Genomic DNA, 22882 nt, shown 5'->3' on the forward strand with positions numbered 1-22882 from the left:
CTGAATTGCTATTGAGGCAAGCTGCCATGGCCACCGTCGCATTTGATCCCAAACAACTCGCCATCGATTCGATCGCCGGCGAGGCGGCGCTGGACGCCGAACGCCTGACGCCGGACTGGCTGCGCCGGCGCCTGGCCGAACAGCCCGACTGGCAACCCGAGATTACCCAGGATTTCCTGTCCGTCCGCGCCGTGCCCGTGCGCGCCGCCGTGCTCATTCCGCTGGTGCAACGGCCACAGGGCTTGACCATCTTGCTGACCATGCGCACGGACCACCTGAGCAGCCATGCGGGCCAGGTCAGCTTTCCTGGCGGGCGCAGCGAACCGTTTGACGGTTCGCCCGTGGCCACGGCCCTGCGCGAAACGGAAGAAGAAGTGGGCCTGGCGCGCGAACACATTGAAGTGCTGGGCTGCCTGCCCGACTACCTGACGGGCACCGGCTACCAGGTCACGCCCGTGGTGGGCCTGGTGATGCCGCCGTTCGAGTTGCGCGCCGACCCGTCGGAAGTGGCGGAAATCTTTGAAGTGCCGCTGGCCTTCCTCATGGATGGCCTCAACCACCAGCGCCTGTCGGTGGAATTGCCCGGCGGACGGCGCTCGTTCTACGCCATGCCCTACGAGCGCTTCTACATTTGGGGCGCCACCGCCGGCATGCTGCGCAATCTGTTTCACCTCTTGCGCGCGTAAAATGGCACCCCGCACGTAATAAGTTTGATTCCAGCACTGCACTGCGCTATCGTAGCGGGCATTGCGGTATTGCTGAAAAAGACAAAAAGGACCATTGATGACATTTCTCTCCATACTTTGCGCATTGCTGATCGAGCAGCTCAAACCTTTGCGCGCGGACAATCCGATCTACGCCGAAATCAAGAGCCTGGCAATGCGCATGGAGACCTGGTTCAATGCCGGCCACGCCAACCACGGCCGCATGGGCTGGTTCCTCATGATCGGCGTGCTGATGGTGCCGACGGCCGGCGTGTACTGGCTCTTGCGGCATTACCAGCTGACCCCCCTGGCCTTCGTCTGGAATGTCCTCATCGTCTACCTGACCCTGGGTTTTCGCCATTACAGCCATTACTTCACGTCGATCCAGCTGGCCCTGAGCGCCGGCGACGAGGCGTCCGCGCGGACCTTGCTGGCCGAGTGGACCAAGCTCGACACGGTAGGCATGGAAGCGAGCGAAATCGCCCGCATCGCCGTGGAAAAAGCCCTGATCACCACGCATCGCAATGTGTTTGGCGTGTTCTTCTGGTTCCTCATGCCGCTGGGCCCTGCCTGCGCCGTGATGTACCGCGTGGCCGAATACCTGGCGCGCGCCTGGAACGAGCCCGAGCACATGCGCAATGAAGCGTTCGGCCAGTTCGCCGCGCGCGCCTTTTACCTGATCGACTGGATTCCCGTGCGCCTGACGGCCGTGGCGTTTGCCGTGGTCGGCAATTTCGAGGATGCCATCTACGCCTGGCGCAATTTCGCCCAGCGCTGGCAGGACGAGGCCATCGGCATCATCCTGACGGCCGGCGGCGGCGCCATGGGCGTGCGCCTGGGCACGCCGGCGGAAACGGCGGCCCGCGTGGTCGTCACGCCCGACATGGCCGTCGACGACAGCGACAGCGAAAGCGATATCCTGCCGGGCGAAGAGCCGGGCGCACGCGCCTTGCAGAGCACGGTGGGCCTGGTCTGGCGCGCCTTGCTGTTGTGGATGCTGTTGCTGCTGTTGATGTCGGGCGCTGTTTTCCTCGGCTGACGCGGGCGCACACGCGCCATCCATGCGCCTGGCGCGTGGAACAAGGTTAAAATAGGGGCTGGCGCGTTACGCGTGCCGGCCCCTGTTTGCATCGTCAGGGCAGATCGAGGTAGAACCCAAGTCTTCTATAAGATATAATACTGGCTTACCGCAGCAAACGTAGTTGAATTACCAGCCCGGCTTACCCGCCGGGGCCATTCACGCAATCCAGTCCCGACAAGCCACATGGCCGAGTTATCTCAAAAAACAGGGGAACTCTCAGACGAGTTCTTCATCCTTGGTCTCACCAGCAATGGCAAGCAATTCCGACCCAGCGATTGGGCCGAGCGCCTTTGCGGAGTGATGTCCTGTTTCAATCCCGAAGGCGGCGGGCGCAATGCGCACCTCCAGTATTCGCCCTACGTGCGTCCGACGGTCGTCAATGGCGTCAAGTCGGTGGTCGTCAACACCAAGCTGCGCGAAATCGAGCCGATGGCGTTTCACTTCGTGCGCGAGTTCGCCAAGGATAACGACCTGCAGATCGTCGAAGCCTGCTTCCTGCCGCCCCCCGAAGAAAAGTAAGTACCGCTCCCTTGATTTGCCTCAAGCCCGCCACGGCGGGCTGGCGTAGCGTGGACACTCTGCCTCAAACGGAGTGGCGACATGCGCATCGGCGACATCTGTACCCTGCACACCATCCATTGCCAGCGTGACACCAGCGTGCAAGATGCGGCGCTGCTGATGCGTCAGCACCACGTGGGCGACCTGATCGTGGCCGAACAGCCGAACGGCGAGCGCGTCCCCATCGGCATCCTCACCGACCGCGACATCGTCATTTCCGTCATCGCCCTGGGCCTCGACCCCGCCAGCCTGCTGGTGGGCGACATCATGAGCGCGCAACTGCTCACGGCCAGCGAAGACGAAGACGTCTACGACATCATCGAACGCATGCGTGTCAACGGCATCCGCCGCCTGCCCGTGGTCAATAGCCTGGGCGCGCTGTCCGGCATCGTCAGCATCGACGACCTGCTGGCCTTCCTGGCCCAGGAGATGGCCGAGCTGGCCCGCATCAGCAGCGGCCAGCTGGTGCATGAAAAGCGCACGCGCAAATAAGCCTGCATTGAAGCCCGCATTGCGCCGCATTGCGCAATTCCAGTCAAATCCTCGCCGCCTGAAAATGCTACAGTTGCTGCTCGTACAACGGGAAGCGTTCATGCACTATCTGGCCAAGGCACTGTGGTATATCGAATCGCATTACGCGGACAATATCTCGCTCGGCGACATTGCCCACGTGGGCGGCGCCTCGCCGTGCCACCTGACGCGCGCGTTCGGCCTGGCCACGGGCCACTCCGTGATGCGCTATGTGCGGGCGCGCCGGCTCAGCGAGGCGGCCCTGGCGCTGGCACAGGGCGCGCAAGATATCCTCGCTGTCGCCCTGCAGGCCGGCTACAGTTCCCACGAGGCGTTTACGCGCGCGTTCCGCGAACAGTTCCAGCGCACGCCGGAAATGGTGCGGGCGCAGCGCCACGTGGGCAATCTCGCGCTGGTCGCGGCCATCCGGATGGATGTGGCGCCGGGCGTGGCCCTGGAAGCGCCCCGTTTCGAGCAAGGGCCCGCCATGCTGGTGGCGGGTCTGGTGGAACGCTATCGCGCGGAAACTTCTGCCGGCATCCCCGCCCTGTGGCAGCGCTTCCTGCCCCATGTGGCGCCCGGCCAGCTGGTGTATGGCGTGTGCTGCAACAATGACGACGCGGGCAATTTCGATTACCTGTGCGCCATGCCCGTGGCCGACTTTTCCCAGGCGCCCGATGGCTGGACGCGGCTGCGCATCGCCCCGCAGCGCTATGCCGTATTCCGTCACCGCGGCCATATTTCCACCATCCGCGCCACCTGGCATACGGTGTGGAACGAGTGGCTGCCCCGGTCCGGCCTGGAAGTGGCCGACGCTCCCGATTTTGAACGCTACGACCACCATTTCGATCCCGCCAGCGGCATCGGCGGCGTGGAAATCTGGCTCCCCTTGAAAGCATGAGCATGTCCGATACCTTGCCTGCGCCGGCCCTGTTCGCCGGCAGTACCGCGCTGCGCCAGCGCCTGTCCCAAATCGCCGCCGCGCTGGCGGCGGGCCTGCCCCTGTACTGGGTGCTGGCCCCGCAGCCGCTGGGCTGGCTGGCCTGGTGCGCGCCGCTGCCCGTGCTGTGGCTGGCCCTGCGCTCCTCGCGTGGCGATGCGGCCTGGATGACGCTCGTGGCAGCCGTGCTGGGCCTGTCGGCCAACTTTGCCTATTTCCGCCTGCTCATGCCCTTGCCGGCCGTGCTGGCCGTGATCGCTGTCAAAGCCCTGCTGTGGCTGCTGGTGGTGCTGGCCACGCGGCGCCTCGTGCTGCGCTACCGCTCCGGCTGGACGGTGCTGGCGTATCCCGTGCTGTGGGTGGCCATCGATACCCTGATGGCGGCTTTGCTGCCGGACGGTAACTGGGGCAGCCTCGCGTATTCGCAGGCGGATAACCTTGCCGTGCTGCAGGTGGCGGCCTTGGCGGGCGTGCCTGGCCTGCTGTTCTTGCTGTGCCTGGCGCCATCCGCGCTGGCCTTGCTGCTGGCGGGCGGCCGCGCATATGCGCCAGCGGCTGGCGCGGCCGCGCTGCTGCTGGCGGCCGCGTTCGCCGGCGGCGCCTGGCGCGTGCAGGGCGCGCCGGCCTTGGCGCCGGCAGGGCCGCTGGCGGGGCTGGTGGCCATCGATGACTTTATCGGCCCGGCCACGCCGCCCGCGCGCGCGCAAGCCGTCTGGGACCAGTACGCGCGCCACGTCGGGCAACTGGCCGGGCAGGGCGCCCGGCTGGTGCTGTTGCCGGAAAAGATAGCCGTGTTGGCACCCGCACAGGCGGATGCCGTGCGGCAACGCTTCCAGGCGCTGGCGCGCAGCACGGGCGCGTGGATTATCCTCGGTATCGGCGTGCAGGACGCTGCCGGGCGGCGCAACCTGGCCTGGCTGTTCGCGCCCGATGGCGCCGCGCCGGTCAGCTATCAGAAGCATCATCTGGCGCCGCCCGAGCGCGAGTTTCTTGCTGGCAGCGCGTATGCCGTGCAGCCGGTGGCGGGGCAGGCCATGGGGCTGGCCATTTGCAAGGACATGCATTTTGCGCCCCTGGGGCGGGCATACGGTGTGGCCGGCGCACAAACGATGCTGGTACCGGCCTGGGATTTCCAGCTGGACGCCTGGATGGGCGCACGCATGACCGTGGTGCGCGGCGTGGAAAACGGTTATGCGGTGCTGCGCGCGGCGCGCGAGGGCGTGCTGACGGTCAGCGATGCGTATGGGAACGTGCTGGCGGAGCGGGCCAGCAGCGCCATGCCGGGCAGCACCTTGCTGGCGCCGCTGCCGGCAGCGAGGCCCGTGGCCACGTGGGCCGGTTGGCTGGGGCCGCTGTTCGGCTGGCTGTGCGTGGCGCTAAGCGTGATCCTGCTGTGCGTGGGCCGCCGCGCCGCGCCCGCCGTTTGACGCATAACGCCCCGTTTTGTTGCAATGCGCAAAACCGTATTGCACGGCCTTCTTTTATATTCTGCGCGGGCGGCCACATAATCGCCGTTGATAATTGCACCATTGCCGTGCATATTATAGGTGGGATACCGGCATATATATTGCACTGCAATAAGTGGTGTTATCTGGTATTGAGAAATTCGCGCATCCGGTATTAATTGGTACTTAATTCAGCCACGAAGTCATACATATCGCCGCGGAAGTAGGAGCGGCAAAATTCCACGGCGCGCCCATCGCGCAAAAAGCCCAGCCTTTCCACCGACAAGCCCGCGTCGCCTTCCTCCGCCTGCAGCAGGCTGGCCTGCTCCCCCGTCAACAACAAGGCGCTGAGGCGCTGCAAGGCGCGCACGGGCCGGTTGCCCGCCTGTTCCAGCGCGTCATACATGGAGATATCGACAGCGTCGAGGTTCGGCAGGCAGCTGGCGACGATGGTCGCGTATTCCAGGCACATCGGCACCTCGTCCGCATAGCGGATGCGGTGGAAGCGGTACACGGGCGCGCCCGGCGACAGCCGCAGGCGCAAGGCTTCTTCCGGCGTGACGGTGCCTTCTGCGCGCTTGAGCCACACGCTGCGGGGCGTGCGTCCGCGCGCCCGCATGTCCTCGGAAAACGAAGTCAGCTTGGCGAAGTTTTTCTCGATGCGCGTATTGATGAAATTGCCAGAGCCGGGGCGCCGCACCAGCAAGCCCTCGTTGACGAGGCCATCGATGGCCTTGCGCACGGTGATGCGCGAGACGGACAGGTCGCTGGCCAGCTGGCGCTCGGCCGGCAAGGCTTCCTCGGGGCCGAGGATGCGCTTGTCGATCGCTTCGCGCAGCGCGCGCTGCAGTTGCTGGTACAGGGGCAGGCTACTCGTCTGCCCCAGGCCTTGCATGATGTGAGCGAGGGTTGTCATACGCTGAGGGTCTCCGTTACGGCGCGTTGCAGACGCGCTCTGTATCTGTTTTGTGTCGCTGGATAATACCAAAAAAGGCCGTTATAAAACCAATTTGAATTATCAGGCCAACAATTTATGCCTGGCTTCCCCCGTATTTAAGCCGCTCATACGGGCTACGGATTGATTTAGATAAAGTGGTCTGTGTGATTCAAACAACGTTATAAAAAAAAAGTTGCAACTGGTAGTGTTCTGGTATTGGATAGTAGTATATTGGCGTTGAATTGGTTTTGTAAGTGGTTGTGCCGAAGGGTCTGCAGCATGCCGGCGAGAGTGGGCGGGCTGGAAAGAAGACCTACGTTAAAAATGAAAAGGTTCCAATCCTGGAGCCTAAATCAAGGGGGAGTACATGAAACGCAATTTGACACCTGCAGCTGCCGTCGTGAAATCCGGATCGCGTAGCCGTACGCCGATCGCCGCGGCCGTTGCCGTGATGGTCGCCGGCCTGGCTTTTTCGGCACAGGCGCAGGAAGCAGCCGCCGACGACGTGGCTACCGTGACGGTGACCGGCGTGCGTGCCTCGCTGGAAAAGTCGCTGAAGCAAAAACGCAATGCGGATTCCGTGGTGGAAGTGGTGACGGCCGAAGATATCGGCAAGATGCCTGACCGTAACGTGGCTGACGCGATCCAGCGCCTGCCAGGTGTGAATACCCAATCGTCGGCCGGCGGTGAAGGCGGCTTCGGCGAAAACGACCGCGTCAGCCTGCGCGGCACCAGCCCCAGCTTCCAGCAAACCCTGTTCAATGGTCATGCCATCAGCACGGGCGACTGGTTCGTCCTGAACCAATTCGGCGGCAACGTCGGCCGTAGCAGCAGCTTCTCCTTGCTGCCATCGGAACTGGTGAGCTCCGTTGTCGTGCACAAGAGCGCCACGGCAGACCTGCCTGAAGGCGGTGTTTCGGGCGTGATCGACGTGATCACCCGCCGTCCGCTGGAATTCAAGAACCAGATCACTGCTGAAGGTTCGATCCAGGCTTTCCACAATGACCTGGCCGGCAAGACCGACCCGCAGTTCTCCGGCCTGGTAAACTGGAAGAACGACACCAATACCCTGGGCATCATGGTGCAGGGCTTTTCGCAAAAATCGACCGTGCGCCGCGATGGCCAGGAAATCCTCGGCTACACGCCGATTGCCGCAGACAGCGTTGCGGCCAAGGCCCGTCCTGAACTGGCCGGCGTGAAAGTGCCGACCTTTATCGGCGCCACCCTGTTCGAGCAAAAGAAAACCCGCGAAGGCGGCGCATTCGATATCGAATTCAAGCCCAGCAAGGACTTGACCCTGGACGTGAACGGCTTCTATTCGCAACTGAAGGCGCCGCATCAAAACACGAACTGGCTGGCCGCGCCCGCCAACTCGATCAACAGTACGAAAGACGGCGTGCCGAACGGCCAGATACCGACCAACTACACGGTCAGGAACGGCACCATGACAGGCGCGACCTTCGCCAAGAACGCTGGCGAAGTCGACAATATCTACCGTCCTGATGCCGGCGGCGAATCGTACTACCTCGATTTCAACTTCAAGTACCGCGCCACCAAGGACCTGACCCTGACCGGCAAGCTGGGCAAGACCCATGGCCTGGGCTATGACCGCAACGATGTCTACTACCAGAACAACGTCGATGGCGGCATGGTCTATCAATTGAACGGCATGAGCCCGGCCAGCGTTTCCTATCCGGGCGGCACCACCACCAAGCCAGGTTCGACGGCATGGATCGGCGGTGGCGAATCGCGTTCCGTCGACCAGGAAAAATATGCCCAGATCGACGCGGAATTGCGCCTGTCGTCCGGCATCTGGGATTCGATCAAGTTCGGCGGCCGCCTGACCGATCACAAGCGTTCTGCCGAGCATCCGATTGATGCCAAACCGGGTCCTCTGGGTATCTCCAATCCGGGCCCTGTTTGGAATGGTACCCAGTATCCTGGCGATTTCGGCAAGGATCTGGGTGGCAACCTGTCGAGCAATTACTTCAAGTATGACGGTGCAGCACTGGCCGCCTGGGCCGCGATCCCTGGTAACCGCAATCTCGATCCAGTGCAACGCCATAACTGGACAGACGAATTCAAACTGCAGGAAAAAACCTCGGCCATCTATGCCATGGCCAATTTGACGGGCGATAACTGGAGCGGTAACTTCGGCCTGCGTGCCGTGCAGACCAAGCAGTCGACCCTGGTCAACAAGCTCGGCGGCCCGATCGTCGGTTCCGACTGGAAACCGTACTCGCAGAACTTGTTTGAGCGCACCTATAATGACTACTTGCCTAGCGCCAACATCAAATTCGATGTGCGCAACGATCTGGTCATCCGCGGCGCCGTTGCCCGTACCATCGCCCGTCCTGATTACAGCGCGCTCGGTGGTTCGGTATCGCTGAACGACGATGCATTGAGCGGTGTCGGCGGAAACGTCAAGCTTGACCCTGTCAAGTCGGACAACGCTGAGATTAGCGCAGAATGGTACTTTGCGCCAAAATCGGCATTCTCGGTGGGCCTGTTCTACATGGATTTGAAGTCCGTCGTATCCAATGGAACTGTTAGCGGGACTTATTACAATAGCAAGCGCGGTACCGACGCCGTGTACCAGATCACGTCGCCATTCAATACCAGCGGCAAGAACAAGGGCGCGGAGTTCAGCTACCAGCAACCGCTGTTCGGCGACTTCGGTATTTTGGCCAACTACACCTATGCCGATGGCAAGCTGGATAACGGTGATGAACTGGTCAACGCATCGCGCAGCACGTATAACCTCACGGCCTTCTACGAAGCCAATGCCCTTAGCGCTCGCCTGGCCTACAACTACCGTTCGTCCTACAAGGCGGGCGTGGATCGTGGCGCCAGCCAGCACGTCGAAGGCGCTGGCGGCCTGGCCGGTTCGCTCAACTACAAGATCAACGAACATTTCACGGTCACGTTCGATGCGCTTAACCTGACGAACACGACCATCAAGATGTACGCTGAAAACCGCGATCAGCCACGCGCGTTCTACAGCAATGGCCGCACCTTCTACCTGGGCCTGCGCGCCAAGCTGTAAGCAAGACGACCCGGCCTGGCGCACACGTGCTGGGCCTGGCCTTCCTCGGTCTTTTCAAGGCAAGTCCCTGCATCAGGGCCTTGCCTTTTTTGCTGAGTGGGTGAGTTGTTTCTGTTATTGCCACTCAGTAACAGTCACCGTGTGGCAGGCTACGCCATCGGTGGTTGCCAGTACGTCGTACCCAGCCTTCGGCGGTACAGCCCTTCTACCAGCAGCGGGCGAATATTTATCTTTTTATATGGCATCATTATGACTATTGCACCTCAACGCTACCTCGCCCTCGACGTCCTGCGCGGCCTGACCGTGGCCCTGATGATCGTCGTCAATACGCCTGGCGACTGGGGCAGCGTGTACGCCCCGTTCCTGCATGCCGAATGGCATGGTTTTACCCTGACGGATCTGGTCTTTCCCAGCTTTTTGTTTGTCGTCGGCAATGCCTTGGCCTTTGCGCTGGGCAAGTATGAAAACCTGGGCCATGGCGCCGTGCTGACCAAGCTGTGCAAGCGCAGCGCGCTGATCTTTTTACTGGGCTTCCTGCTGTACTGGTTCCCTTTCTTCAAGATCGACGACGCGGGCCAGTTCGCCTGGTCGCCCCTGTCGCACACGCGCATCCCCGGCGTGCTGCAGCGCATCGCCGTATGCTACCTGGCCGCCGCGCTGATCCTGCATTACTGGAAGACGCGGGGGGCGCTGGCATTCAGCGCCTGCGCCTTGCTCGGCTACTGGGCCATCCTGGCATGCTTTGGCGACTACAACTTGCACGGCAACGCGCCGGCCAAGCTGGACCTGATCCTGCTGGGCGACAGCCATTTGTACCGCGGCGAAGGCATCGCCTTCGATCCGGAAGGCATCCTCGGCACCTTGCCTGCTATCGTCAACGTGATCGCCGGCTACCTGGCGGGCAGTTTCCTGCGCCAGGCGCCGCCGGCGCGGCTGCGCTCCAGCTTGTATCAGCTGGCCGTGGCCGGCGCCATTTGCGTGGCGGTGGCTTTGTGCTGGAATGAGGTGTTTCCGATTAACAAGAAGCTGTGGACCAGCTCTTACGTGATGCTGGGCATCGGCCTGGACTTGCTGCTGCTGGCGCTGCTCATGTTCATCATTGATGTACGTCAAATGACGGGCTGGACCTACTTCTTTGAAGTCTTCGGCAAGAACACCCTGTTCATCTACCTGGTGTCGGAAGTGCTGGTGATTATCGCGTTTACCGTGCGCATCGGCAGCGGCAACCTCTACCAGTGGCTGTACCAGCAGTGGTTTACGGGCTGGGCGCCGGCGCGCGTGGGGTCCATGCTGTTTGCCGTCAGCTTCATGTTGCTGTGCTGGCTGATCGCCTACGGCATGGACAAGCGCAAGATCTATATCAAGGTCTAAAACTTCAGTTTCAGGCCGTAACGCGTGGCCAGGGCGGTGAACAGCAGCATCAGGGCGGTGACGGCGCCGGCATTCCACAGGCCGGCCGCGCCGCCCGTCTCCAGGTAGGGCCACCAGAAGCGCGGCAGGTGCAGCACGGCCGCCAGTTGCTGCCACAGGTCGGGCACGATGTAGGCGAACAGGGCATTGGTGCCGGCAGGCAACAGCACCACCGCCCAGGCGCGCCAGCGCCATACGTCGATGACGACATAAAACACGAGGAACAGGGCCAGGATGAGGGCGCTGCACACAAGCGTGTAGGATTCCGTCGCCGCGATCTTGTTGATGTGGTGATATGGCCGCAGCAGCAGGCCGGCGGCCAGCAGGCCCAGCGCAAACCACGCCATGAAACGTATCCTCTGGACATGGTTCAGGGCCGCGCCGCGCAGGAATAGCCGGCCCACCAGCGTGCCGGCCAGCACATTGGCCGCCGTCGAACCCAGCACCTGCGGCACGTTGACGAAGGCGTTCACGCCTGCCGGCAGGAAATCCAGACTGCCCGCCGTGCCGCCCATGTACAGCACGATCAGCAAGGCAAGCGTACCCATCAGCGCCGTGCCGCTGCCCTGGCACGCGAGGTACAGCAAGCTGCACAGCAGATAAGACCAGCCGATCATGCCGAGGATGCCCCACCACGACGGTTGCAGCCAGGTGCTGGAAAATTCCGCATTCAATTCGCCGCGGAACGTCGCCAGCAGGAACAGCATCAGGGCGCCGCCTGCGGCCAGCTCGAACCGGCCCGCGCCCTGGCGCCACAGCAGGATCATGGCCGCATAGAACAGCAAGAAATAGACGGCGTGCGGCAGCAGCGCCGCCTGCGCATCGTAGCGGTAGGCATTCGCCAGCACGACGCCGGCCAGCATCAGGCTGGCGGAGCGCCACAGCAGGCGTCCCAGCAAGGCTGGCGTGACGTGGCCGCAATGGCGCTGCAAGGCCAGCGGAATGGCCATGCCCACCATGAACAGAAAGCCGGGAAAGACCAGGTCGGGCACGGTGATGCCGTCGGCGCGGGGACCCGCATGTTCGAGCCACCAGGCAATGCCGGGCATGCCGGCCAGGTAGTTGACCCAGATCATGGTGACGATCACGAAGCCGCGAAAGGCGTCCAGGCTGATCAGGCGTTCGGTGGCGGAGGCGGTGGCTGGCGGCATGGAAGGATGAAAGAAGGTCGAAAAAAAAGCAGCCCCGGCCTGAGCCGGGAACTGCCTTGCGTCTGCTTGAGGGCGCAGGAATTACTGTGCCGCTGCTGCCGGTGCCGCCGCTGCCGTGGCAGGACGGTTCAGCCACAGGATCCAGTAGCGGGCCAGGTCGCCTACGCCGTCGCCGCCCTTGACCGTTTCCAGGACCTTGATGGCGTCGTCTTTCTTGCCGGCCATGGCGTAGGAATAGCCGAGGCGCAGCTTGGCGTCTTCAGCACGTTTCAGGCCGCCCTTGGCGATGCCTTTCTGGATCAGGTCGATACCTTTGTCGAACTGGTCCATCGTCACGAAGGCGTAACCGAGGTTGATCAAGCCCGTGCCATCCTTGCTCTTCATGGCCGACGCTTCGCCGCTGGCGATGTTTTTCGCATCGTCGGCGGCAGCCTTGTTGGCCTGGTCGCGCAGTTTCTTGTGCTTGGCGGCATTCGCGCCCGTGCCCAGCACGCCTTTGGCAAAGCCCGCGTCCAGCACTTTTTTCGCTTCCGTCGGGAAAGCGTTTTGCAAGGCAATTTCAGCCATGTCGCTGTAATCTTGCGGCGGCATGGTGCCGACGGCCTTGAATTGCAGGCGCAGCACGTCCAGCGCGAAGCGGTCGGAATAGCCTGCCTTGCCTTGCAGGCGGCCCAGCAGGTCGGTCCAGTAGTCATCCGACGGGTAGTAGCGCACCAGGTTTTCCATGGCGATCAGGTAGGTGGCCGGATCCTTGCTTTTCGAACCCGTGTTGGCCAGCAATTGCAGTTCTTCGATGGTCGGCGTCTTGCCCGCTTGCTGCTTGGCCGTCACGTCGGCCAGCAGTTCCTGCTTGGCGCGCGCGAAATCATTGCTGAAGTAATACGCGCGGATGATGTAGGGGCGCACGCCAGCGATGTCACCTGTTTCCGTCTGGTAACGGGTGAACCATTTGATGGCGTTCGGATAATCCTTGGCGTTGTAGTGGTAGTTGGCCAACGCCTGGATGAAGTCGCCCTGGGCTTTCTTGTCCAGCTTGCCCGATTCGATCACCGCTTCCAGCGCCGTCATGGCCATCGGCGCATTGTTGGTGGTCGATGCCAGCGCCACGCGCAGGCGGTTCAGCACGAACAATTCGTAGGGAGTCAGGGCGGGAATGGCGGCAGTCTGGTCGATGCGGCTTTGCACGTCGGCGTAGTTTTTCGCATCCATCGAGGCCTTCACGGCGGCCGGATCGAGCAGCTTGAACACTTCAGGACGTACCGTGTCGGCGGGCACGGCTGCGGGCGCACCCGCAGCGGCGGCCGGCTTGGCATCCTGCGCGTGCGACAGGGAGGGCAGGACATTCAGGCCGATGGCGGCCAGGAGCAGGCTAAGACGGGCAAGACGGAATTGGGACATGGTCAATCCTTCAATCAATAACAAAAATACGCACCTGCACTGGCAGCCGCAACATCGTGCAGTGGCATTGCCAGAGGGGCAAGGAAGCTCGAAAAAACACACATTCTGCCAGTCTGCCTGCATAAGTCAAACAGAAGCGGCATGATACGAAGCGGCTATTGTCACATAAACGGCTGAGCGGGTGCGGCAAACGTGCGCGCCAGGGCTTGCCCTGCGGCATCGAACAGCAGGCAGCGCTGCGCCGGCAGATGCAGGCGCATGGCGTCGCCCGCCTGGCGCAAGCCTTCCTCGGCGGGCAGCTTGACGGCCAGCATCTCGGTCACGCCCGGCATGCTGGCGTAAACGATGGCTACGTCGCCCAGGTATTCGACATGGCTGACGGCCGCGTCGATCACGTTGTCGCCTGCAGCGTCCCCGTCCTGCAGGACGACATGCTCGGCGCGCACGCCCAGGGTCAGCTGGTCGCCCGGCGCCACGTTCCCGCCCTGTGCTTCGACGTCGATCACGGCGCCGCCGGGCAGGCGCACGGCCACCGAACCGGGGCCGCTGGCGACGGCTGCGCAAGCGATGAAGTTCATCTTCGGCGCGCCGAGGAAGCCGGCCACGAACAGGTTGCCGGGATTGTTGTACAGCGCGTGCGGACTGCCCACCTGTTCGATGCGCCCGCCGTTGAAGACGACGATGCGTTCGCCCAGGGTCATCGCCTCGACCTGGTCGTGCGTGACGTAGATCATGGTCGTTTTCAGTTCCTGGTGCAGGCGCGAGATTTCCACGCGCATCTGCACGCGCAGCGAGGCGTCGAGGTTCGACAGCGGTTCGTCGAACAGGAATACCTGCGGCTTGCGCACGATGGCGCGGCCGATGGCGACGCGCTGGCGCTGGCCGCCCGACAGGTCCTTCGGCTTGCGTTTCAACAGTGGCGTGATCTGCAGGATCTCGGCCGCGCGCTCGACGGCGGCGCGCACCTCCGCCTTCTTGTGCCCCGCCAGCGAGAGGGCGAAGGCCATGTTTTCGAATACCGTCATGTGCGGGTACAGGGCGTAGCTCTGGAAAACCATGGCCAGGCCCCGCTCGGCCGGCGCGATATCGTTGGCCAGCTTGCCGCCGATATGCAGCTCGCCGTCCGTGATGTCTTCCAGCCCCGCGATCATGCGCAGCAGGGTTGATTTACCGCAACCGGACGGCCCCACGAAGACGACGAATTCGCCGTCGCGGATATCGAGGTCGATGCCGTGGATGACCGGGTGCTTGTCGTCGTACAGCTTGACGATGTTCTTTAACGCGATATGTGCCATGAAGTGGTTCTATCCTAGCTGGCGCTGGCCGGCGCGGACGTGGCGCCCGTGTCAGTCTGGCCGGAGGCATCCTTCGGTCCGATGCGCATGAAGCGCGACAGGATCAATACGGGCACGGCCGACACCAGCACCCACAGGAAAAAAGTCTTGTAGCCGAGCGCCGTCTGGATGTCGCCGCTGATCATCTTGAACAGCACGAAGCCCAGCTGCATCACGCCGGTGGCGAACGCATAGTGGGCCGTCTGGTACTTGCCGACGGAGACCACCTGCATCATGAACAGGATCAGGCCGACGAAGCCGAAGCCATAGCCGAACATCTCCACGCTGAGCGCGGCCGTGATCAGGGTCAAATCGGTGGGCATGCTGTGGCTCAGGTAGTAGAACACCAGGTTCGGCAAATTCATGGCCAGGATCAGGAAGAACATGGCGCGCTTGAGGCCCAGCCACGAGGTGAAGTAGCCGCCGCCGATGCTGCCCAGCAGGAATGCGACGGTGCCGGCCGTGCCGTACACGGCGCCCACTTCCGTCGTCGACAGGCCCAGTCCCCCCAGTTCGCGCGCTTCGCGCAGGAACAGCGGGCCGATGGTCTGCACTTGCGCCTCGCCCGCGCGGAACAGGATGATGAAGGCGATCATGCCCCAGATGCCGGGTTTTTTCAGGAAGTCCACCAGCACGTCCCACAGGGTGCGGCTGATGCCGGCCACGCTCTTGTCGGCCACGGCCGCGTTGCGCACCTGCGGCAGCGCCCACAGGTGGTACGCGGCCAGCGACAGCATCATGGCGCCGATGATCAGGAAGATCACCGACCATGCGGGCTTGATGCCGATTTTTTTCTCCAGGTAGCCGGCCAGGATCACCAGGCCGCCCAGCGAGATGAATTTGCCCGCGTTGAAGAAGGCGCCTTGCCAGCCCGCGTAAGCCGCCTGCTGCTTGTCCGACAGGCTGGCGATATACAGGCCGTCGCAGACGATGTCGTGCGTGGACGAGGCCAGCGCGGCGACGAACAGCACGGCGATGCAGGCGGCAAACCACAGCGGCGTTTGCAGGGCCAGCGCGATCAGGCCCAGGCTCAGGCCACCGGCGAACTGGAACAGCACCACCATGGTCTTCTTGCTCGACGCCAGTTCCAGGAAGGGACCCCACATCCACTTGATGCCCCAGGCAATGCCGATCAGGCCCGTCCAGCGGGCGATCTGGTCGTTCGGCACGCCCATGCTCTTGAACATCAGGCCGGCCACCAGGGCCACGGCGTAGTACGGCAAGCCCTGGGCGAAGTACAAGGTCGGCACCCAGGTGATCGGGCTGCGTTTGCCAATGTTGGTGCGCTGGTCGTGCATGGAGGCTTCCTTATCGAGAGACGTTTTCATTTGACTGCGCCGTCCATGCCGCGCATGAAGAAGCGTTGGGTAAACAGGAAGGCGAGCAGGGTCGGCACGATGGTGATCAGGGTGCCGGCCGCAATCACGCGCGTGCTGCTGCCGAAGGTGCCGCGCAAGTACAGCACGCCCACCGACAGGGGGAATTCATCGGGTTTGCTCATGACGATCGATGGCCAGATGTATTCATTCCACGATTCGACGGCCGTCAGGATGCCGACGGTAGCCAGCCACGGCGTGATCAAAGGCAGCATAATGCGGCTGAAGATCACCCATTCGGAGGCGCCATCGACCCTGGCCGCGTCGATCAGGTCTTGCGGCACTTCCTCGAACGCCTGCTTGAGCAGCAGGATGGCGACGGCCGTCACCACGTTGGGCAGGATCACGCCCGTGTAGGTGTCGACCAGGCTCATTTGCGTGATGGTGATGAAGTTGACGAGGAAGTTCACTTCCGACGGCAGCACCAGCGTGGCCAGGATAAGGCCGAATACCAGTTTGCGGCCACGGAATTTCAGGCGCGCCAGCGGATACGCGGCCAGTGAGCACAGCAGCAGTTTCCAGAACACGGTGAACACGGCGATCAGCACGGAGTTCCTGAAGAACGACCAGATCGGGATCGCGTTGAACACTTCGATGAAGTTGTCGAAGGACGGCGCCTTCGGCCAGAACGTGGGCGGGAAGGCGAAGATATTGCCTTCCGTGGAAATGGCCGTCACCAGTGTCCACCAGAAGGGGAAGACGCAGACGACGGCGATCGCGCACAGCACGGCATAGTGGCCAATGAGCTGCAGGCGGGTTTTCAGGGGACGGGAACGTTTTTGCATGGTCATTCCCGGTCAACGGTGCTTGGGTTTGAGGTAGCGCAGGCACAGCAGGGCGATGCCGATGCAAAATAGGGACACGACGAAGCTGGCGGCCAGCGCGCGCGGCAGTTTCAAGTGCTTGAGGCCCTGGTCGTACGCGTAGTACAGCGCCGTGAAGGTGGAATTCATGGGGCCGCCCTGGGTCAGCACGTCGACTTCCTGGTACGCCTTCAGGGCCGCCAGCACGGACAGGATGGAGCACAGCATGATGGTGGGGCGCAGCATGGGCACGGTGATCTTCCAGAAGCGCTGCCAGCGGTTGGCGCCGTCGAGCATGGCCGCTTCCTGCATGTCCGACGGAATCGATTGCAGGGCCGCCAGGTACATCACCATGTACCAGCCCAGGCCGCGCCACAGGGTGACGAACATGACGGCAAACAGGGCCAGGCTGTCGTTCGACAGCCAGCCCACGGGCGCGTTCACGAGTTTCAGGGTCAGCATCACGTAGTTCAGCGCGCCCTGCTCGTGGAACATGAAGCCCCACATGATGCCGACCACGGACACGGTCGTCACCACGGGCACGTAGAAGGCGGCGCGGAACAAACGGATGCCGGGCAGGCGGTTGTTCACCAAGACCGCCAGGGTGATGGCGCCCACCTGCACGAAGGGCACCATCAACAGGAACATTAGTGAATTCTTCAGGCCCGAGACGAACATCTCGTTATTGAAGATGTAGCGGAAGTTATCCAGGCCGACGAAGCGCGTCTCGCGTATCAGGCTGTAGTCGGTGAAGGCCAGCACGGAGCCGTAGCCGACGGGCCAGAAGGAAAAGGCGGCCAGCAGCAGCAGGGCGGGGGTCAGGAACAGCCAGGCTTGCAGAGTGTGGCGGTGGGAGAATGTCATGGTGTCCTCAGTGGCGCGGCAGGGTGGCCAGCTTGCGGTTCCAGATGGCGACGGCCTGGTCCAGCGCCTGCTTCACGTCCTGCTTGCCCGTTACGCCCGCCTCGACGGCTTTCACCAGCGAGCGGCGCAGCTCGTCGTAGTCGTCGATGCCGGCCACGTACAGGGTGCGCGAGTGGCCCATCGACAGGGCGCCGGCGGCGACCGCCTTTTCGGCCGCGCCCGCGTTGGTCGGCGTGGCGAGGAAAAACGGATCGGCCGCCGCTTTCACCGTGGTGGGGAAGACGCTGGCCTGGCGCGCGAACGCCAGCTGGTTTTCGTCGTTCGTCAGGAAGCGCGCGAACTTGCCGACCGATGGCAACTGGCGCGCCGGCACGCCTTTCGGAATGGCGAAGTGCACCAGCCAGCCGCCGTCGGCGATGCCGGTGGGGCCCAGCGGCGCGGGCGCCACGTCGGTGATGGCGTAGATGTCTTTCGCGTCGCCGCGGATGCGCTGCATGGCCGTCGGCGGCGCCAGCAGCATGCCCAGGCGGCCGCCCTTGTAGGCGTCGATCACGGCGGGGAAGTTATCTTCGGCGAACAGGCTTTCCTTCAGCAGGCCGCCCACCTTGTAGGTGTCGGCCAGCTTCTGCACCAGCGCCACATGCTGCGGCGAATTGAAGACGGCCCGGTTGTCGGTAATCACGGCCAGGCCCTGCTGCATGAACAGGCCGTCGATTTTCGACAGGGCGGGGGCGATGCCGGCCTTGCCCGTGCGTTGCGCGATCTGGCGCGCGAACGCCAGCTGTTCATCGAGGCTGGCGGGGCCGCGCGTGAGGCCCGCCTGCTTGAAAATGGCGGTATTGAAGGCGATCACCGCGACATTGCTGTACATGGGGAAACCGTAGGTGCCGCCCTTGAAGCGCAAGTCCGCCAGGGCGCTGGGAATGTAGCTGGCGCGCGCCTCTGCGATCAGGCCATCGACGGGCGTGAGCAAGCCGTCGCGCGCGAATTCGTCGGCCCAGGGCACGTTCAGGCTGACCAGCGCGGGCGGCGTGCCGGCCACGATGCGCGTGACCAGCTTGGTCTGGATGACGTCCCACGGGAAGTCGATCCATTCGATCTTGACGCCGGGATTCTGCGCCTCATAGCGCGCCACCACCGCATTGAAATACGGCGTGAACTTGGGCTTCATGCTGAAGGTCCAGAATTCGATTTTCTCGGCAGCCCATGCCTGCGGCGCGAGCAGGCCCGCGCAGGCAACAACCGCCAACAGTCTCTTGATCGTCATTTTTATCCTGGAGCGCGAGGCTCCAATGTCCATGAGTCCGCGGCGCGGGTACATGCCCTTGCCGTCGCTTATATTCGGGTGCTACGGACGGCAGCTGCGCCCCGTGCCGGGGGCGCAGCTGCCGCTTGCTGCTTAATTGGTTTTGGTGACCTTGCTCAGGTGACGCGGCGCATCAGGGTCCATGCCGCGCGCGGCCGACAGTTTGGCCGCCATCACGTAGAAGGACTGGATGGCGACGATCGGATCGAGGTCCGGCGTGGCCGCCACGGGCAGGGTCAGGTCGCGTTCGGCCACGTCGGCGGGGGCCGCCAGCAAGACCTTGGCGCCGCGGCCGCGCATCTCGGTTGCCAGTTGCAGCAGGCCGGCCTGGGTCGGGCCGCGCGTGGCGAAAATGAGCAGCGGGTAGCCGTCTTCGATCAGGGCCATCGGGCCGTGCTTGATTTCGGCGCCGCTGAAGGCTTCCGCCTGCAGGGCCGAGGTTTCCTTGAATTTCAGCGCCGCTTCCAGCGCCACGGGGAAGCTGATGCCGCGGCCGACGACCATGATGTTGCGGGCCGGCGCCAGTACGTCGATGGCGGGCGACCAGTCGACGCGGGTCGCTTCGAGCAGCGCTTCGGGCAGCGCTTCCAGGCCCGCCTGCAGTTCGGGGTCGTTCTGCCACTGCGCCACCATGCGCGCGCCGGCAACGAGGCTGGTGATGAAGCTCTTGGTGGCGGCGACGCTTTGTTCCTTGCCCGCGCGCAGGGGCATGGCCCACTCGGCGGCGTGCGCCAGCGGCGAATCGATGTCGTTGACGAGGGCCACGGTGGTGGCGCCGCCGTCGCGGAAGTAGCGGATCGGCTCGACCACGTCAGGGCTTTGGCCCGATTGCGAGATCGAGATGGCCAGCGTGTCGCGCGTCACCAGCGGCGACTTGTTCAGGGTCACCAGCGACATCGGCAGGGATGCGACGACACGGCCCAGGCGTGCCATGATCAGGTAGGCGACGTAGTTGCAGGCGTGGTCCGAGCTGCCGCGCGCGATGGTCAGCGCGGTCGAGAACGAGGTGCTCCTCAATTTGCGGCCCAGTTCCGCGTAGCGTTCCGTGTCGCTGGCCAGTTGCAGGGCGACGCATTCGGCGGCGGAAATGGCTTCTTTAAGCATCATTGAGGTCACAGATTTCTCCTTCTATATACACAGCTTTGAGTTTGAGATCGCGATCGAGTACCACCAGATCGGCGTAAGTACCGGGGGCCAGCCGGCCGCGTTCTTCCAGGCCCAGGTAATCGGCGGCGTTGGTCGACACGCGCTTGGACGCGTCGGCCAGGTCCAGTCCCAGTCCCACCAGATTGCGCAGCGCCTGGTCCAGGGTCAGGGTGCTGCCCGCCAGCGTGCCGTCGGGCAGGCGCACGCCGCCCATGCATTTCTGCACGGCGTGGCGGCCCAGCATGTATTCGCCGTCCGGCATGCCGGTGGCGGCGGTGGAATCGGTGACACAGTACAGGCGCGGGATGGCGCGCAGGGCCACCTTGATGGCGCCCGGATGCACGTGCAGCAGGTCGGGGATCAGTTCCGCGTATTCGGCGTGCGCCAGGGCGGCGCCGACCATGCCCGGCTCGCGGTGATGCAGGCCGCTCATGGCGTTGAACAAATGCGTGAAACCCATGGCGCCGTGTTCCAGCGCGGCCACGCCGTCTTCATACGAACCGAGCGTGTGGCCGATCTGCACGCGCACGCCGGCGTCGGCCAGCGAGCGCACCAGCTCCAGGTGGCCGGCGATTTCCGGCGCTACGGTGATGACGCGCAGCTTGGCCAGGGTTTGCAGGCGCTCGATTTCAGCCAGGGTGGCGGCGCGCGCGTAGTTCGGCTGCGCCCCCAGCTTGCCGGAATTGATGTACGGGCCTTCCAGGTGGGCGCCCAGCACGCGCGCCGTGTTCGGGCGGCGGTGGTTGGCGGCGATGCCGATGGCCGTCAGGGCCATGTCGATGTCTTCCGGCGGCGCCGTCATGGTGGTGGCCAGCAGGCTGGTGGTGCCGTGGCGCGCATGGATGCCCGCGATGGTGTAGACGGCTTCGCCGCCTTCCATGATGTCCTTGCCGGCGCCGCCATGCACGTGCAGGTCGATAAAGCCGGGCAGGATGTAATCGTCGCTGTTGCCCGACGGGTGGAGCGAATCGCCCGTGATGCTGTCGACCCGCTCGCCGAAGGCGATGGCGCCGTGGATCCAGCCGCCGGGGGTAAGGATATTGCCTTTGATAGTGCTGCTCATCTGCGCGACTCCGCTACGAATTCATAATAATCACTGCGGCAATACGAGTGGGTCAGTTCCACCGCTGCGCCGTTGTCGAGATAACTGACACGGGTGATGTGCAGCATGGCTTCACCCGTCTTGATATTGGCCAGCTTGGCCTGTTCCGCCGTGGCGTTGACGGCGCGGATATGCTGCAGCGCGCGCATCGGGATGGTGCCGCGCGACTCCAGGTAGCCGTACAGCGAATCGGTGACCTGCTGCGGGTCCGGCATGTACAGGGCGGGGATGGTGGTCGTTTCGATCGCCATCACCACTTCGTCGGCCGTGCGCAGGCGGCGCAAACGCGCCACCGGCATGTGCGGCGACAGTCCCAGCGACAGCAGTTCCAGCGGCGCGGCCGCGCCGATGTCGCGCTGCAGCCAGCGCGAGCCGGCCGTGAAGCCCCGCTGGCGCAATTCTTCCGAAAAACTCGTCAGGCGCGACAGCGGTTGCTCCAGCTTGGGCGTGATATAAGTGCCCGAGCCGCGCTTGCGCGTCAGCATGCCCCGGTCGCACAGCATGTCGATGGCCTTGCGCGCCGTGACGCGCGAGATTTCCAGGATGTCCGACAGCACGCGCTCGGAAGGCAAGGCCTGGTTGGCGCGCCAGTCGCCGCTGGCGATGCCGTCCGACAGCATGTTCGCCAGCTGCATATAGAGCGGCGTGTCGCTGGCCGGATTGGGTTTGAAGGCGGACAGTTTGGCCAGCATGGTCATTGCTCCTGCAAGTGCTTGCGTATCAGGCGTAGGCCGCCTGCGGCCGAGTCGCCCTGTGCCGGCACGACCAGTTGCAACAGTGCCGCCGGCAGGTAGCTCGACAAGGGCGCCGCCAGGCCGCCGCACAGGGCCACGGGCAAGGCACCGGCCGGGTCGAGGGCCCTGGCGATGAGGGCGATCTGCTGGCCCGCGTCCACCAGGATGGCGCGCGCCACCGCATTGGTGGCTGCGTGTTCGAGCACCAAGCGCGCCAGTTGCGCGAAATTGGTCTGGCTGGCGGCCGCTAGCCACACCTGCATGGCGTCGCGCTGGCCGCCGCAGGCATCGATGATGGCCGTGGCGAAGGCGCTGCCGGGCACGCGGCCGTCGGCCACCTGCTGCGCATGGTTGATGGCGCGCATGCCGATCCAGGCGCCGCCCGCTTCGTCGCCGGAGGGGAAGCCCCAGCCGCCCACTTCATGGCGGCTGCCGTCCGCGTGCAGCACTTCCCCCACGCTGCCCGTGCCGATGGCCACGATGGCGCCCGGCTGGCCCGCATGCGCGCCCAGCAGGGTGGTCAGGGCGTCCGATTCGAGCGCGACGGCGGCATAGCCGGGATTGTGTTCGATGAAGCTGGCGGCCCACTGCTTGTTGTGCACGCCGGCCAGGCCCAGGCCGATGGCCATGCGCTGCAGCGGCGGCTGTTCCAGTGCGGCGGCGCGGAAGGCCAGGGTGACGGCATGCGCGACGGACGTCCAGGCCCGTTCGATGCCCAGTCCCAGGCCGGATGGGCCGCTTTGTCCCTGCGCCAGTTCCTGGCCGTCGAGGCGCGCCAGGCGTACGCGGGTTCCGCTGCCCCCGCCGTCGACGCCGATTATGTATTCGATCATGTTGTGCAGTCCCGCGTTTGGTTGATTGCGCCTGTCTCGGTTCTTTTATTTGTCGGGCGGCGAAAAAGCTGAAGGCACTATATTGTCGCCCCGATGGCTTGTCAACAGGTATTTAAGTGGTATTAGCAAATGCGTTGCGCGCTGTCGCGGCATGCCCGAGGGTGTGATTGCAAGTGATTGTTAATAAAGGGATTTTTATACTTG

At 63.6% G+C, this 22882-nt stretch carries 20 protein-coding genes; 8 read left to right on the forward strand and 12 right to left on the reverse strand.

The genetic code is table 11. The features are described 5' to 3' along the window. Nucleotides 1-26 precede the first annotated feature (26 nt). From O0881_RS24310 to O0881_RS24335, 6 genes are all read left to right on the forward strand, one after another. A complete protein-coding gene (locus tag O0881_RS24310; RefSeq protein ID WP_289913392.1) occupies nucleotides 27-686 on the forward strand; it encodes a CoA pyrophosphatase in 660 nt (219 codons plus the stop codon). A 97-nt stretch (nucleotides 687-783) separates the two neighbouring features. Next, entirely contained in the window at nucleotides 784-1743 is a 960-nt protein-coding gene (locus O0881_RS24315; protein ID WP_099665209.1) for a CobD/CbiB family protein, read from the forward strand. Between the two features lie 225 nt (nucleotides 1744-1968). Further along, nucleotides 1969-2304, forward strand: a complete 336-nt coding sequence (locus O0881_RS24320; protein ID WP_029496213.1) for a DUF3579 domain-containing protein — start codon at nucleotides 1969-1971, stop codon at nucleotides 2302-2304. An 81-nt stretch (nucleotides 2305-2385) separates the two neighbouring features. After that, nucleotides 2386-2835, forward strand: a complete 450-nt coding sequence (locus O0881_RS24325; protein WP_289913393.1) for a CBS domain-containing protein — start codon at nucleotides 2386-2388, stop codon at nucleotides 2833-2835. 100 nt (nucleotides 2836-2935) lie between these two features. Further along, nucleotides 2936-3754: an AraC family transcriptional regulator gene (locus tag O0881_RS24330; RefSeq protein WP_289913394.1), complete on the forward strand. Its 819-nt coding sequence runs from the start codon at nucleotides 2936-2938 to the stop codon at nucleotides 3752-3754. Further along, on the forward strand, nucleotides 3751-5220 hold the full coding sequence (locus O0881_RS24335; RefSeq protein ID WP_289913395.1) for a carbon-nitrogen hydrolase family protein: 1470 nt from the start codon (nucleotides 3751-3753) through the stop codon (nucleotides 5218-5220). Before O0881_RS24330 ends, O0881_RS24335 begins: the two co-directional genes overlap by 4 nt. A gap of 193 nt (nucleotides 5221-5413) precedes the next feature. On the opposite strand, the gene O0881_RS24340 is transcribed toward O0881_RS24335, so the two are convergent. Next, entirely contained in the window at nucleotides 5414-6154 is a 741-nt protein-coding gene (locus O0881_RS24340; RefSeq protein ID WP_034781815.1) for a GntR family transcriptional regulator, read from the reverse strand. Between the two features lie 388 nt (nucleotides 6155-6542). On the opposite strand from O0881_RS24340, the gene O0881_RS24345 reads away from it, so the two are divergent. Both O0881_RS24345 and O0881_RS24350 read left to right on the forward strand, forming a co-directional pair. Next, nucleotides 6543-9221: a TonB-dependent receptor gene (locus O0881_RS24345; protein ID WP_289913396.1), complete on the forward strand. Its 2679-nt coding sequence runs from the start codon at nucleotides 6543-6545 to the stop codon at nucleotides 9219-9221. 249 nt (nucleotides 9222-9470) lie between these two features. Beyond that, the gene (locus tag O0881_RS24350) at nucleotides 9471-10592 is read left to right on the forward strand and encodes a heparan-alpha-glucosaminide N-acetyltransferase domain-containing protein (protein WP_289913397.1); all 1122 of its coding nucleotides are present in this window, start codon (nucleotides 9471-9473) and stop codon (nucleotides 10590-10592) included. On the opposite strand, the gene O0881_RS24355 is transcribed toward O0881_RS24350, so the two are convergent. The 11 genes from O0881_RS24355 to O0881_RS24405 form a co-directional block, all read right to left on the reverse strand. Continuing rightward, the gene (locus tag O0881_RS24355; protein WP_289913398.1) at nucleotides 10589-11782 is read right to left on the reverse strand and encodes a DUF5009 domain-containing protein; all 1194 of its coding nucleotides are present in this window, start codon (nucleotides 11780-11782) and stop codon (nucleotides 10589-10591) included. The two genes, O0881_RS24350 and O0881_RS24355, sit on opposite strands and share 4 nt — an antisense overlap. Nucleotides 11783-11863: 81 nt before the next feature. Beyond that, on the reverse strand, nucleotides 11864-13180 hold the full coding sequence (locus O0881_RS24360; protein ID WP_289913399.1) for a hypothetical protein: 1317 nt from the start codon (nucleotides 13178-13180) through the stop codon (nucleotides 11864-11866). 161 nt (nucleotides 13181-13341) lie between these two features. Then, on the reverse strand, nucleotides 13342-14475 hold the full coding sequence (ugpC, locus tag O0881_RS24365; RefSeq protein ID WP_289913400.1) for a sn-glycerol-3-phosphate ABC transporter ATP-binding protein UgpC: 1134 nt from the start codon (nucleotides 14473-14475) through the stop codon (nucleotides 13342-13344). Nucleotides 14476-14489: 14 nt separating this feature from the next. After that, on the reverse strand, nucleotides 14490-15812 hold the full coding sequence (locus tag O0881_RS24370; protein ID WP_289913401.1) for an MFS transporter: 1323 nt from the start codon (nucleotides 15810-15812) through the stop codon (nucleotides 14490-14492). A 26-nt stretch (nucleotides 15813-15838) separates the two neighbouring features. After that, nucleotides 15839-16675, reverse strand: coding sequence for a carbohydrate ABC transporter permease (locus O0881_RS24375; RefSeq protein WP_289913402.1), 837 nt, complete (start codon nucleotides 16673-16675; stop codon nucleotides 15839-15841). A 12-nt stretch (nucleotides 16676-16687) separates the two neighbouring features. Beyond that, nucleotides 16688-17557, reverse strand: a complete 870-nt coding sequence (locus O0881_RS24380; RefSeq protein ID WP_099665202.1) for a sugar ABC transporter permease — start codon at nucleotides 17555-17557, stop codon at nucleotides 16688-16690. Between the two features lie 7 nt (nucleotides 17558-17564). After that, entirely contained in the window at nucleotides 17565-18824 is a 1260-nt protein-coding gene (locus O0881_RS24385) for an extracellular solute-binding protein (protein WP_289913403.1), read from the reverse strand. Nucleotides 18825-18956: 132 nt separating this feature from the next. Next, nucleotides 18957-19970, reverse strand: coding sequence for an SIS domain-containing protein (locus tag O0881_RS24390; RefSeq protein WP_071079063.1), 1014 nt, complete (start codon nucleotides 19968-19970; stop codon nucleotides 18957-18959). Beyond that, entirely contained in the window at nucleotides 19960-21072 is a 1113-nt protein-coding gene (gene nagA / locus O0881_RS24395; RefSeq protein ID WP_289913404.1) for an N-acetylglucosamine-6-phosphate deacetylase, read from the reverse strand. The genes O0881_RS24390 and nagA overlap by 11 nt, the downstream gene beginning before the upstream one ends. Further along, on the reverse strand, nucleotides 21069-21803 hold the full coding sequence (locus O0881_RS24400; RefSeq protein WP_070282815.1) for a GntR family transcriptional regulator: 735 nt from the start codon (nucleotides 21801-21803) through the stop codon (nucleotides 21069-21071). The genes nagA and O0881_RS24400 overlap by 4 nt, the downstream gene beginning before the upstream one ends. Before the next feature lie 2 nt (nucleotides 21804-21805). Next, nucleotides 21806-22678: a BadF/BadG/BcrA/BcrD ATPase family protein gene (locus O0881_RS24405; RefSeq protein ID WP_289913405.1), complete on the reverse strand. Its 873-nt coding sequence runs from the start codon at nucleotides 22676-22678 to the stop codon at nucleotides 21806-21808. Nucleotides 22679-22882 lie beyond the last annotated feature (204 nt).

It is taken from the genome of Janthinobacterium sp. SUN100 (assembly GCF_030397705.1).
In the GTDB taxonomy this organism is placed as follows: domain Bacteria; phylum Pseudomonadota; class Gammaproteobacteria; order Burkholderiales; family Burkholderiaceae_D; genus Janthinobacterium; species Janthinobacterium kumbetense.

Bases quoted from the DNA above. Each gene is read 5' to 3' on its own strand.
- O0881_RS24310 (WP_289913392.1), top strand. From the start codon at position 27: ATGGCCACCGTCGCATTTGATCCCAAACAACTCGCCATCGATTCGATC.
- O0881_RS24315 (WP_099665209.1), top strand. From the start codon at position 784: ATGACATTTCTCTCCATACTTTGCGCATTGCTGATCGAGCAGCTCAAA.
- O0881_RS24320 (WP_029496213.1), top strand. From the start codon at position 1,969: ATGGCCGAGTTATCTCAAAAAACAGGGGAACTCTCAGACGAGTTCTTC.
- O0881_RS24325 (WP_289913393.1), top strand. From the start codon at position 2,386: ATGCGCATCGGCGACATCTGTACCCTGCACACCATCCATTGCCAGCGT.
- O0881_RS24330 (WP_289913394.1), top strand. From the start codon at position 2,936: ATGCACTATCTGGCCAAGGCACTGTGGTATATCGAATCGCATTACGCG.
- O0881_RS24335 (WP_289913395.1), top strand. From the start codon at position 3,751: ATGAGCATGTCCGATACCTTGCCTGCGCCGGCCCTGTTCGCCGGCAGT.
- O0881_RS24340 (WP_034781815.1), bottom strand. From the start codon at position 6,154: ATGACAACCCTCGCTCACATCATGCAAGGCCTGGGGCAGACGAGTAGC.
- O0881_RS24345 (WP_289913396.1), top strand. From the start codon at position 6,543: ATGAAACGCAATTTGACACCTGCAGCTGCCGTCGTGAAATCCGGATCG.
- O0881_RS24350 (WP_289913397.1), top strand. From the start codon at position 9,471: ATGACTATTGCACCTCAACGCTACCTCGCCCTCGACGTCCTGCGCGGC.
- O0881_RS24355 (WP_289913398.1), bottom strand. From the start codon at position 11,782: ATGCCGCCAGCCACCGCCTCCGCCACCGAACGCCTGATCAGCCTGGAC.
- O0881_RS24360 (WP_289913399.1), bottom strand. From the start codon at position 13,180: ATGTCCCAATTCCGTCTTGCCCGTCTTAGCCTGCTCCTGGCCGCCATC.
- ugpC (WP_289913400.1), bottom strand. From the start codon at position 14,475: ATGGCACATATCGCGTTAAAGAACATCGTCAAGCTGTACGACGACAAG.
- O0881_RS24370 (WP_289913401.1), bottom strand. From the start codon at position 15,812: ATGCACGACCAGCGCACCAACATTGGCAAACGCAGCCCGATCACCTGG.
- O0881_RS24375 (WP_289913402.1), bottom strand. From the start codon at position 16,675: ATGCAAAAACGTTCCCGTCCCCTGAAAACCCGCCTGCAGCTCATTGGC.
- O0881_RS24380 (WP_099665202.1), bottom strand. From the start codon at position 17,557: ATGACATTCTCCCACCGCCACACTCTGCAAGCCTGGCTGTTCCTGACC.
- O0881_RS24385 (WP_289913403.1), bottom strand. From the start codon at position 18,824: ATGACGATCAAGAGACTGTTGGCGGTTGTTGCCTGCGCGGGCCTGCTC.
- O0881_RS24390 (WP_071079063.1), bottom strand. From the start codon at position 19,970: ATGATGCTTAAAGAAGCCATTTCCGCCGCCGAATGCGTCGCCCTGCAA.
- nagA (WP_289913404.1), bottom strand. From the start codon at position 21,072: ATGAGCAGCACTATCAAAGGCAATATCCTTACCCCCGGCGGCTGGATC.
- O0881_RS24400 (WP_070282815.1), bottom strand. From the start codon at position 21,803: ATGCTGGCCAAACTGTCCGCCTTCAAACCCAATCCGGCCAGCGACACG.
- O0881_RS24405 (WP_289913405.1), bottom strand. From the start codon at position 22,678: ATGATCGAATACATAATCGGCGTCGACGGCGGGGGCAGCGGAACCCGC.